The sequence below is a fragment of the Clostridium sp. JS66 genome, from assembly GCF_033561535.1.
GTDB classification, from domain to species: domain Bacteria; phylum Bacillota; class Clostridia; order Clostridiales; family Clostridiaceae; genus Clostridium_AM; species Clostridium_AM carboxidivorans.
The window spans coordinates 169402-182549 of the sequence record NZ_CP131467.1 but is presented as its reverse complement, the minus strand read 5'-3'; the positions used below and the strand labels follow the sequence as shown (position 1 = coordinate 182549).

The 13148-nt window shown below is 29.1% G+C and carries 11 protein-coding genes; all 11 read right to left on the bottom strand.

All coding sequences use genetic code 11. The features are described from left to right. Positions 1-5: 5 nt before the first annotated feature. Positions 6-656 (bottom strand): stage II sporulation protein R, encoded by a 651-nt coding sequence (gene spoIIR / locus Q6H37_RS00865; protein WP_318738737.1) that lies wholly within the window; start codon positions 654-656, stop codon positions 6-8. Positions 657-755: 99 nt separating this feature from the next. Continuing rightward, positions 756-1922, bottom strand: a complete 1167-nt coding sequence (locus Q6H37_RS00860) for a Ger(x)C family spore germination protein (protein ID WP_318738736.1) — start codon at positions 1920-1922, stop codon at positions 756-758. Continuing rightward, positions 1912-3024: an endospore germination permease gene (locus Q6H37_RS00855; protein ID WP_318738735.1), complete on the bottom strand. Its 1113-nt coding sequence runs from the start codon at positions 3022-3024 to the stop codon at positions 1912-1914. The genes Q6H37_RS00860 and Q6H37_RS00855 overlap by 11 nt, the downstream gene beginning before the upstream one ends. Before the next feature lie 15 nt (positions 3025-3039). After that, positions 3040-4500: a spore germination protein gene (locus tag Q6H37_RS00850; protein ID WP_318738734.1), complete on the bottom strand. Its 1461-nt coding sequence runs from the start codon at positions 4498-4500 to the stop codon at positions 3040-3042. A 48-nt stretch (positions 4501-4548) separates the two neighbouring features. Further along, entirely contained in the window at positions 4549-4743 is a 195-nt protein-coding gene (locus tag Q6H37_RS00845; RefSeq protein ID WP_318738733.1) for a CLC_0170 family protein, read from the bottom strand. Positions 4744-4886: 143 nt separating this feature from the next. Continuing rightward, positions 4887-5729 carry a 4-(cytidine 5'-diphospho)-2-C-methyl-D-erythritol kinase gene (ispE, locus tag Q6H37_RS00840; protein WP_318738732.1) on the bottom strand — a complete coding sequence of 281 codons (843 nt, stop codon included), beginning with the start codon at positions 5727-5729 and terminating at the stop codon, positions 4887-4889. A 127-nt stretch (positions 5730-5856) separates the two neighbouring features. Further along, complete coding sequence (gene cphA / locus Q6H37_RS00835) at positions 5857-8472, bottom strand: cyanophycin synthetase (protein WP_318738731.1); 2616 nt, start codon at positions 8470-8472, stop codon at positions 5857-5859. Between the two features lie 25 nt (positions 8473-8497). Continuing rightward, complete coding sequence (locus tag Q6H37_RS00830) at positions 8498-9313, bottom strand: cyanophycinase (RefSeq protein ID WP_318742886.1); 816 nt, start codon at positions 9311-9313, stop codon at positions 8498-8500. Between the two features lie 516 nt (positions 9314-9829). Next, a complete protein-coding gene (locus Q6H37_RS00825) occupies positions 9830-11389 on the bottom strand; it encodes a DUF3794 and LysM peptidoglycan-binding domain-containing protein (protein WP_318738730.1) in 1560 nt (519 codons plus the stop codon). A gap of 374 nt (positions 11390-11763) precedes the next feature. Beyond that, positions 11764-12000, bottom strand: coding sequence for a Veg family protein (locus Q6H37_RS00820; RefSeq protein WP_035775371.1), 237 nt, complete (start codon positions 11998-12000; stop codon positions 11764-11766). Between the two features lie 202 nt (positions 12001-12202). Then, on the bottom strand, positions 12203-13069 hold the full coding sequence (yabG, locus tag Q6H37_RS00815) for a sporulation peptidase YabG (RefSeq protein WP_318738729.1): 867 nt from the start codon (positions 13067-13069) through the stop codon (positions 12203-12205). Positions 13070-13148 lie beyond the last annotated feature (79 nt).

Sequence of the window (13148 nt, the reverse complement as noted above, 5' to 3'; positions counted from 1 at the left end):
AGTATTTATTGTACTGGACTTTTCTTATTTTTTAATAATTCTAAAATTTTAAACTTAATTTTTATATTATTTTTATCACCAGAATTGATTATTTGATTATCTATCATTTTATACTCCTCAGGAGATAACACCTTTTTCATATCTTTCTCTGTTTCCTTATAAGAAACTTCTCCTTTTGTAATATCAATAAAACATAAAGGTGGAAACATTACGCACCACCAATTTTGACCTTCACCATTTCCTATAATTATTCTATAGGCTTCATATTTCCCCTGTGGCAATGTTATATTGCCATAGGTTTTTATAGGAAAGTTCTCATTGGATAATGTGGTTTTAACCATATAACTGTATCCATTTTCCTTTATTACATCTTCTGCTATTGTTATTATTTCATTGTTACTTTTTCTAATTATTTCTCTGGATTCATCTATACTTTTGGAATTTTTTAATTTTGGCTGCATATATTCTAAAACTTTATCTCTAACTTTTAATTTAAGAGCTTGGTCACTTTTTGAATCACTATTTGCTATTACATGAAATCTTATAATTTTAGAAGCTATGTCTTTTTGAACAGAATCACCACTTACTTTTGTTTTATTAACAGTTAAGGAAAATATGCCTAAAATACAAATAAAAATAACTAAAACCTTTTTCATAATTTTTATCCCCCATTTATAATTTGTTATTAGTATTATTGACACATATTTTAGTTATATTCACCTTAACCATATTTATCCTAATTTCAAAAGCTGTATCTATTTTGATACTCCTATTCTTCTTATCTTTGTGGTTACATCAACATTTATTACTGAATTTTTATATGCTTCAGGCCAATTCTTCTTCTTTTGACTCCAAATTTCAGGATGATACTTTCTTACATATTCCTTCAATTCTGAGGGATCAACTTGGAATTCATTTTGAGTAATTCTAATTAACTGTTCACATTCTTCCTTTAGTGATTTATTAAAATCATTTTCTATAAGATTCAATTCATTTTTGGAACTTAAATTACTACCTATATAATACTCCTTTAGTTCTCCTTCCAAATTAACATACACATTAAATATAAGTTTTCCATCAACATCCTTTACTTTTATTTTTCTACCCGTACTGTTAAAAGAAACATCCACAGGATGCCCATCCTTATATATTGCTTTCTTACCTCCATGAAGTTTGCCCTTTAATATTTGTAAATTAACAGTTTGTATAGGTGATAAATACCCCTTCAATTTATAGTCTTTTATTATACCAGCTCCACTCATTTTTAGTTCTTTTTTATCTTTATCTATCTCCATAGCTGGTAATACTGCATTACCATTTTCATTTAATGAAACAAGAAATTCATTCAATGTTACAGGTAACACTGCATTTCCTGCATCATTTTCCATTAAACCAGTTATATAACTTTCAACATTCTTTTCTGTTTTGGGTTTATATTTTATGTAATCTTCTGTTTTTCCTTTTGCTATAATTACATTCATCATCCTATCCAATGAAGCCTGCCTTTGCAAATAATCCACTACCTCTTTCAAAGTATCTGGGTGTTGTAAAATTTCACTGCTTAATATCAAAAGCTTTATATGACTAAATTTTATAATCCTGCTGGTTTTAGCACTAGCCTTGCTTATGGCATCTTCCATTGAATAAGCATCTGTGTCTATATATATGTCTTCAGCTGTTCCACCCTTATCTGGTCCTAGTTTACTTATATCTGGAGATCCTAAAATAACATGTAGTCTTTTAACATTTACACCACTATAAGGATCATCTGACTTTACTTCTTTAGGTTTTTTATCTATTTGTTCCCCAGCATCTACACCTATAATAGATATAAAACTTTTTCTATCTATTTCAACTTTGTCCCAACATCCAGTAAAAATACAGCAAATCAATACTAATGGTACAAATTTTTTAAGTTTCATTTTGCTCAGCTCCCCTTTCTTGATTACCTCTAACTTTATTTATTAAAAGTAATAATAAAGGAAGTACAATCAAAACATATAATGCAAATGCATGTGTTCCTATTTTTCCTATTTCATAAAGCTCAGCTACATTTTGTGGATACATTGCTATAACATATATGAAAGGAATTATAATTACCATTGACAATTTTACATCTTTTAACCTAAATACATCCTTAACTATATCTGCAGAAAAATAATAATAATTAATGAAGGTTGTAAAATAAAATATTATCCACATAGCCATTACTATACCTTCCCATCTTTCTACAAAAGCTCCAGGTATATTTATAGACTTTATCATGGTTATAGTTGGCCATATCAAAGTTTCTGTTTGAGCCTTCGAAAAAATTGCTATACAAAATATTACTATAACTGTATAAAATACTGTTACAAAACCAATACTTTTTAAAATACATTTTTTTATTCCAGCTTTGTTTCTTACAAATGGTAAGAATAAATACATCAATTCAAATCCTGTAAATGTAAATACTGCAGCATTCATCCCCTTCAAGTAGTTCATTGGGGCGTTGTTGAATATTGGAAAAATATTTGTAAAATCCAAATGATTTAAAGTTAACAACAGTACTAAAAATATAGGTAAAAACATTATTCCAAAGGCAATTTCATTAAATTTTACTAAATTATCAATTTCACCTCTTATAAGATAACTCCCTGTAATTATAGTTACTACAACCAAAAATTCAGTAGGTGTTTTTTCTAGAAGATACATTTTTATTACTTCTACAAAAGACCTCATTCCTATTGACATTGAAAATGTAGTATACCCTACAAAAATTATTGATAAAATCCCCCCAAATATCTTTCCAAAATTATTTTCCATTAAGTTAAAAAATTTATTAAAATTGTTGAGCTTAACTACTTTATATATAAGATATGCTAGCACATAAGCTATGAATCCAGCTAATAAAGTTACAATCCATCCATCATTACCAACAATAGCAGCTAATTCACTAGGATAAGCAAATATTCCTATTCCTACAATAGCCACAACAATTGTAGAAAATAGTCCATAAGACGTAATAAAATTTTTATTAATCATAAAATGTATTCACCTCTATTTTTGTCGTACTTTATCTCCTGTATCCATATATTCTGGTCTTTTCTTAAAACATTTTAATGGAAACCTTATATACATATCTTTGAAATCACTTATTCGAGGATTAACTAGTGGTGATAAATAAGGTACTCCAAAACTTCTAAGCCTTACTAAGTGTATAAGTATACATATTAGCCCTATCATCATTCCATAAAGGCCTAATATTGATGATGCTATTATAAGTAGAAATCTCAATATTCTAAAAGCCGATGTAATTTCATAATTAGGAGTTGTAAAACTCGTTATTGCGGTAATAGATATTATAATTATCATTATAGGGCTTACTACTCCAGCTGTTACAGCTGCCTGACCTATTATAAGACCACCTACTATACCAATAGTTGCTCCTATGGGTTTAGGCAATCTTGCTATAGCCTCAAGTAAAAAGGCAAGGCTTATCTCCATAATTAGTGCTTCTACAAAAGCTGGAAAAGGTACACCTTCTCTAGATGCTGCAATAAAATAAGCCAATTTTGTAGGAATTATAGATGTATGAAATGATGTAACTGCAACATATAATGATGGAAGTACTAACGATATAATTATTGAAAAAAATCTTATAAGTCTAACTACTGATCCATGAATCCATCTTTGATAATAATCATCTGGTGTTTGAAATAGATTAGGCAAAGTTGTAGGCACTATAATTGCAAATGGAGAATTATCTACTAATATAGCTATTCTTCCTTCATATAATGCTGCTGCTACCACATCTGGCCTTTCTGTGCTCTGTATTTGTGGAAATACAGAAAATGTACTGTCTTCTATGAGTTGCTCTATATAACCACTATCTAATACAGCATCTATGTTTATTTTATTTATTCTTGTTGTAAGTTCTTCCAGCGCAGCTTTATTTACAATATCATCAATATACATTATTGCAACATCAGTCTTGGATCTTGTTCCTATGCTTTTAGGTGATATTTTTAATCTAGTATCTCTTATCCTTCTTCTAATCAACGCAGTATTAAACCTTACAATTTCCGTAAATCCATCTCTGCCTCCCCTTATTGCTGTTTCCCCAGATGGTTCTGATACACCTCTAGCTGGCCAAGCACGAGTAGATATAATATAACAAATTTCAAGACCTTCAATGAACATTAATGTATCACCAGAAAGTACTGCATTAATACCTTCACTAAGTTTTTTTACTTCTCTCAAGTCAGAAACTGTTAGTATTCTATTTTTTATTTCCTCTACTTTTGCTACCCTACTTCCTCTAATCATAAGTGTTTCTAGCACATAATCATCTAAGAGTTTCTTATCTCCCATACCATCTACATATACTAACGCAGAATTAAATTCTCCTATGTAAAATTCCCTATAAACTATATCAGAGCTTCCTTCTAACAAATCTTTTATATAAGAAATGTTATCACTAACTTTTTTAACTATCTCATCTCTTATTTCTTCTTTCAACAGTCACCACTTCCTTAAATTAATTAATACAGAAACTTGAGTATGCCTCTACACTGTAAATGTGTTAACTAAGTAAATACAAACAGATATTATAATAAAACCTATACCTAAAAATTTTGCCTTTTTACTTACATCTCTTAAATTACTTTTACTAAAACTTCTTGAATCAAAAAAAGCTAGTACTAATCCTTGTATAATCATCAAGATCAAAAAATAACCATTAAATATTTTAATTATTCTCACTGTATCACCTCTAACTTTTTAGGTAATCTTAGCTTATTTTTAACTTTTATAAAACTATTTATTCATAATAGAAAAATAAAAGAGATATATAAAACTAGAAATTAATTTCTAATTTTACATATCTCCTTATTGAGTATTAACATCTAAATTGTTCTTGTTATAAAAGTTTCCTTATATCTTTTCTTCATTTTATCATAACACAATTGAGCTTTTAACATATCACTAAAAAATGCAAATACTGTAGGTCCACTACCACTCATCAGTGCACCTTGTGCCCCCATATTAATCATCTCTTTCTTTATATCTTTCAATACTACATGTTTATATAAAGTAACGTTTTCTAACACGTTTTTCATATTCCTTGCTAACATATTTAAATTATTAGCTTCTATACTTGATATTAACAAATTTGTATCAGGATGCCTCTTTATTTTATTTATATCCAAATTTTTGTATACTTCTTTAGTAGATACTCCAAAAGCTGGCTTTACCACAACTAAAATGTGGTTTTTAAAACTATTAAGTTTTGTAACTTTTTCTCCTATACCTTCACAAAGTGCTGTTCCTCCAACAACACAATAAGGTACATCTGCTCCTATGTTTAATCCTAATTTCATAATCTTTTCATCACTTATATCAGGCCTATACATATTTCTCATAGCCTTTAACACTGCTGCTGCATCTGTGCTTCCTCCTGCCAACCCAGCTGCAACAGGTATATATTTCTTTATGTAAATATCTATGCCCTCGCATATATCATAAGTTTTCATAAAAAGATCTGCTGCTTTATACGCTAAGTTTCTCTCATCCGTAGGTACATACTGCTTATTACAACTTATATTAATACCTTTATCAGTTTTCTTAATATTTATTAAATCATATAAATCTATAGTCTGCATTATCATTTCCAAAGTGTGATAACCATCTTCCCTTTTTCCCACTACGTCCAATGATAAATTAACTTTTGCATAAGCCTTTATTAACATTTCTATCCTCCAGAAGCACATAAATATAATACTAAAAAATAGTATAATACAAGATCAAAATTAAAGCTATACCTTTAAAGATTTATTTTTAAAGGTATAGCTTTTATTTACTGGATTTAACGTCTGTCTAAAATGTTGCCGCAAGCTGCTTTTTATCCATATTTATTTTTTCTTTTACTAGCTTTACTAAAGGATCTAAATTTTCAAAGAATATTATAATTAAATCTCCTTCTATTGAATCCTCTATAGCCTTTTCTAAAGCTTCTTTCTCATCTAATATAACATTAATTTTTCTTTCATTAAAACCAGATTTTATAACACCCTTCTTTATTATATCTGCAATTTCGCCTACTTTTCTTCCTCTTCTATCTTTATCTTCTTTAATATAAATATAATCAAAGCTTTTTCCTGAAATCTCACCTATATACTCTGTACTACTATTAGTTCTATCTCCTGGCACACCTATTACTCCTATTAATCTTTTATGTTTTATTTCCTTAGCTCCACTAATTACAGCCTTATATCCCTCTATGTTATGACCATAATCTAATACAACTTTCACTCCATTTATTTCATACATATTAAATCTTCCTGGATTATAATTTTCATCTCCATAAAAACTAATTAATCCTTCCCTTATAACAGAATACTTAATATTGAGTCCTATAAGTGCCGCACAAGCAGCCATAGCATTTTCTATGTTATATGTTAACTTACCATTTAGTGTAATCATCACATCCTGAATTTTTACCATAGGTACTACTTGCTCTTGTTTTTCAACATACATAGTACCCTCATGTGTATATATGCCACATTGTCCCTGTTTTATATTTTGTATAAGTGCAGGGTTATACTTATTTTTGGAAAACATAATTATGTTACTTTTAATTCTACCTAAAATTTTAAGACTAACAGGATCATCTGCGTTTATAACTACATATCCATCATCCTTTACTGCTTCTGCAACTAATGATTTTACATATGCTAAATCTTCTATAGTTTCTATTCCATCTATACATAAATGATCTTCAGTAATATTTGTAATAACGCCCACATTTGCCAAATCATAGGCAAGTCCTTTTCTTATTATGCCACCTCTAGCTGTTTCTAATACTGCAGCATCTATTTCTTTATTACCAAGAATAACTCTTGCACTATTATACCCTGTAGTATCACCTTTTTCTATACATTTATTGTCTACATATATACCTCCTGTGGTGGTCATTCCAACATTATATCCTGCTAAAGTCATCACATGTCCTATAAGTCTCGTTGTTGTGGTTTTTCCATTTGTACCTGTAACAGATATAACCGGTATGCTTGTTGGAATATCCTTAAACATCATATCCACTATAGTACCTGCTACATTTCTACTTAAACCTTTACTTGGATAATGATGCATTCTTATGCCTGGTGCTGCATTTACTTCCATTATAGCTCCATCTCCTATAGGTTCACTTATATTACTGCAACATATATCTATCCCACATATATCAAGCCCTATGGTTTTGGCTGCTCTTTCACATATTTTTATATTTTCTTCACACATATCATCAGTACAATCTATTGCCTCTCCACCAGTAGATAAATTAGCCTTTTCTCTTAATTCTAATTTTTTCCCCTTTTCTATAACACTATCTAAATTATAACCTTTTTTTAAAATACTTAACTTCAATTCTTCATCTATTTTTATTTTAGTTAGTGGTTTTTCATGACCTTCTCCTCTTTTTGAATCTTTATTCAATTCATATATAAGCTGTTTTATACTTTTTGTTCCATCCCCTATGACATAAGGAGGTATTCTTTCAGATACTGCCACTACTTTATAGTCTACAACACATACTCTATAATCTTTTCCAAATATATTTTTTTCAATAATTATGTCCTTAAAATTTTCAGATAACATTCTATAGGTTTTAACAAGTTCTTCTTCATTTTTTATATTAACGAATACACCTTTACCCTGGTTTCCATATCTCGGTTTTAAAACTACTGGATATCCTATTCTATTTGCTTTAAACATCAATTCCAAGGCGTTCCTTACAGCACCACCTTCTGCTACAGGTAAACATTGATTGTATAACAGTTCTTTACACAATAATTTATCACAAGCTATATCCACTCCTATAGCTTTAGTATCGCCATCAATAGTTGCTTCTATGATTTTACTATACTTTCCATAGCCTAATTGAAACATACTACCTTCCCCTAATTTTATAGTAGGTATACCCCTCTTTTTAGCCTCTGTTATTATACTTAATGTACTTGGTCCAATCTCTTCCTCTATTAACATACTTTTTAACAATTTTAAATCATTTTCTAAATTAAATGTTGTTCCATTTATTAATGAATTTATTAACGCTACAGCTATTTTACCTATTTTTATTGCCAAATTTTCATACATATATTCATATATTATATAATATTTATCTCCAGATATTTCTCTAGCCTTTCCATAAGAAACATCCATACCTAAAGTGTTTTGTAACCCTATTATAATATGTTCACACACATGTGCAAGATATGTCCCTTCTTTGATTCTTTTTACAAACCCTCCATCTTCATCTATACCACATCTATGTTCTTTTAACTGAGGAATCATTTCAATTAATCTTTCATTAAAATTTTTTATTTCCTTAGTTTGAATATCCCTATATCCTTCTAAATCCACATTAATTTTTATACATTTTCTATGAGAATATATATTTCTACCACTAAAAACTTTAATCTCGTCTATTTTCATTTTTAAATATATTTTCCTCCTATATTTAAATATCAAATTTACTAATGGGTTTTTTATTTGCTAAATCAAAGATATCTCCACACTTAAGTATATGCAATTTCACATCAAAGATAGATAATATATCATCTGGATGCTGTTCTGATACATTACTATAACTTATACAACTTCCATCTATTATATATACAGCTCCAGAGCCTATAACCTTAAACTTTCCATCATCATAAACTTCAATTGCAGTATCTTCATCTATACCTATTCCTAAACTTTGGGGATTTTCTGCTATTCCAACAAGTAATCTACCTATTCTTCCTCTTTGTGCAAAATGTTGATCTATTATTACTCCTTTAATTAAACCTAATCCAGGTGCCATTTTTAACGTACATTTTCTTGGTGATTCTTCGTTAGGTCCTGTTACTATCATAGTATCACTCATAACTGAAGCTCCTGCTGAAGTTCCTACAAATATACACTTTTTCTCATAAACTTCTTTCATCTTTGTATATAAAGGCGTTCCTCCTATTAAACTAGTGATCCTTAATTGATCTCCTCCTGTAAAAAAAATTAAAGAAGCATTATCTATTACTTCTATATTATTCTTATCAAAGGCACTTTTTCTATCTCTTATATTTAAAACTTTTATATTCTTTACTCCCAATTGTTGAAAAATTTTTGTATATTCATTTCCAAGTTCCTCTGGTAATTCTGAAGCAATAGTAGCTATTACTAATGTATTTTCCTCTTTATCTAATCTATTACATACTTCCTTCAATATTACTTTAGGACCCCTTTTATCCTCTGCACCACCTATTATTATTAAATTTCCCTCTAATTTTTCTTCCAAATTCAAATCATATGCCTCCTCTTCATCCAACAGTTATTACTTTAATACTCATATTTTATGCTAAGCAGAGAGATAAATTCTTCTAAATGTTTAAATAAGCTATTCAAAAGTTAACTAGTAAAATTTTTATATAAACAAATTCACCTATAAATTAAAAATTATTTCATAGATATTTTATATATTTACCACATTCTTAATTATTATACACACAAAAAAATCGTGGAAATCCACGATTTTATGCGTACCAAATATAAGTTAATAGTTTTTATTTTAAGCATAATGCAATGCAACTTTTTCAAGAGGACAATTGACAGAGGATAGAGGACAATGAAGGTGAGTTTTGCTAACGCAAAAGAAGCTTCAAATTTTATATAAATCAACAATGTTTCACTTTAGTGAAACAAGTAATTGAAAATTTAATTAAAGATTTTTCACAGCACAGCGGAGAAAAATCCTCCTTCACTGTCCTCTGTCAATTGTCCTCTGTCCTCTTAAAAATATTGCTTCGCAATACTTTTATATTATGGCTCTTCCTGGTATTATAAGTTTATCTCCCACCTTTACCACGTCTGCATCTTCTATTTCATTAAGTTCTACCAATGATTCTATTGTTGTACGATACTTTTTCGCTATTTTCCAAATGGTATCCCCATGTTGCACAACATAAATGGTAAGACTTGCACTTTTCTTAGGAATCTCTCCTTCTACAGGAACTATATCCACTAAAAGTTCTTTATGTGTTGAATAATTAACTCTAGCATATATATCTACTAAAGCTTTTATTTCTATATTATCCAATTCAATGGAGGCCTCCAAGTTTTCAAGACACATTTTTGCTATACACTGCATATCAATCTTACATCCTGGTATATCTACTCCATAATTAAATGGTACCTCTTCATTAACTGTGTATACATACTTTTCCTCATCAAAAGTTCTATATAATACTTCTACATTTAAAACTCCTTCTACAATTACCTTATCTTCTACTATTTTTTTATCTGTAATGCAAGCTTCTCCACAGCACATAATTATTTTTGATACTTTAGGTTTATTACTTAGTTCAACAGTACCCTTTACCATGCTCTTGCAATTAGAATGTCCATGCATAACATTAACTTGATAGTCTTTTCTATCCATATTCATAAGTTCATAAGGTGAGTATGCATCTTCTATTATATCCATCTCTTCTTTATACATAACTTTTGTATTTGATTTTACTATAGCCTCTACATCAACTATCCTATTTTCTCCTAAATCATCTTCCTTTACATTAAACTCCATTGCATCTACTTTAAAACTACTATAGCTGTCCATCATAGGATTTACATCTTTTAATTCTAGTTCCTTATTTACATCAACATCATCCTCAATATATATTATATCTTTAGAATCCTTTGCTCTATAAAGCAGTGATACTAATACCCCAGCAGAAACTGAAACTTTTTCCTCCATAATCTTAGTTTCCTTTTTATGAACCTTAACATCACATTTCAATACATTGCCTATCTGAGGATTATCCATAGGAATTTCAATGTGGCTTTTTGCTACTAAATCCCCCGAAACTGTACCAACTATTTTATCCATAGTTGTAGGGTTTTTTAACATTTGCATGTCCTGAGAACCTGTAATATCTTTTATAACTTTAAAATCATAATTCTTAAATACTTCCGCTTTTAATTTTATAATTCCTTCGATAGCTACCTTTCTTTCATTAACTATACTACATTCTATATGTTCAATATAAGAATCACAATCACACATCATCTTATGTTCAGCTCCAGGTACATCTACATAATTAGAAAACCTGCCTGTATAATTTGTACTATGAATCCCTGTACCTTCCTCCTCATTTGCCAAATAAATTACTGTATATTTTACTTCTCCTTCTACCAAAATTTTGTCTTGCATTATTTCTTTACTTACAATACATGGTTTAGCATCAAGCATTAATACCTGACTAACATCAGGATGCGTATCCGGTATAACATATTCAGATTTAACTACTGTATCACAAAAATTTTCTGTTAACAGCTGTTCACATTCTATATTTTCTCTAATCAACTCCATATCCATAATTGTATCTCCCTCCCATAAAAACCTACTATTTATTTATATAAACAGTAAGTAAAAAATATGATAAAAACTTATATTGTTTTTAAACAAATAAATAAAGATATAAAGCCAATCTATTACAATATTCATCATTTTTATTGCTTTATTTTATTCACACTGTCGCATAATGTTTATCTATATTGACATTTGCAAAATTTTGGGGTAATATTTAAAATGGTTGTTGACCATATAACCTCTCATAAATTCTCAATACCCTTTTATACCATAGTTGAAAGATGGAAACCCACCATCTTTCTTTTAATTATACAAGCTATATCTAAGTTTTTATTAACTGTAAAAATAAAAAAAATTGGTACTAAAACTTAGTACCAATATTATACTGCAAAAACAAGTTGCACTGTCTTTGTTAAAACATCCGAATAACTATAAGTCACTTTCCTCTGGGTGTCACTTTCTAATCTAATTACAAATATGCTAGGATAAGCTTTTTCAATTATTCCACTGTTTACAAAAACTTTTCTTCTACCACCATTTGCTTTTAGAGTCACTTTATCGCCAACATGACCTTCAATATCTTTCTTTATTGAAGCCAATACATTTCCTCTTTCCACAACAAACACCCTCTTTCCACATTTTATATTATATATCCTAACATATATAATGTCAACTAAACATTTTATTTTATCAGTTAACAATTTGTTTTGTCAATATTAATTTTTTGTTAACTGTCTAAAATATTTAATTTTTTAATACCTTAGGTATTATTCCCTTACAGTTCCTCATATATACAACTATTTTTAAAAGTCATAAAATTTATGCATAAGATGACTTAGGAAATCCTTCTCTATATTTACCTCTCGTTTGTAATCCTCCTATTCCTTTAGTACCAGTTATAGTATTTTGCAATGCTTCTTGTATAGACACTACCTTTTCTATATTAGCATAAGCTACTTTTTCACATAAAAATACAGGATCTAAACAATGTATTAATACTCTTCTTGGAGAACTTGCAAAATTAGCACCTGCGTCTAATATAGCTTCATAACATGATTGACATGCCCCTGCAAATATAATTAAATCATCATAACTAGCTTCATAATTTCTAAGCTCTGACACACATTTAACAAAATACTTTGAATTTTTATAATTATCCAAATTCATATAATCCTTAACATCCTTACTTACAGAATCATGTCCTGTAATGACAACTATATCCGGTTTTACTCTTTTTACCAAATCAACTATAAACTTAGGCTGCTCATTCTCAGCAATATTTTTGCCTACTACATCTAACTTAAGTTGCTTATATACCTTAAGGCATACATCCAAATATTCTGGGTCTCCATCTATATGCAGAATCCTTCCTGGCCTTCCAAATGTAAGTTCCTTGTTAGAAATATCAACTGCTCTCACACTTCTATATGCTCTATCAATTTCATGCCTGTTTGATAAAACATTTTTAATTGATACATTTACTTTTCTGCTAAATATTTCTTCTGATTCTGTTTGTGAATTATCAGGCACAATTTCTAAATCTTCTTCTGGGGAGTCTGCAATTATTCTTAAATTTATTCCTTTTAATGTATAAATCGTATTGCCATGATTCTCCCTTATATCTATAATTTTAAAAGTAATATCCTTTCCATATGATTTTCTAACAACTACATCATCTATCTTCATATACAACCCCTCATAATATAAGACTATGATATATACTATGTTTTTTTTGTAAAATGGTGAATTTTAACTATGCATGGCA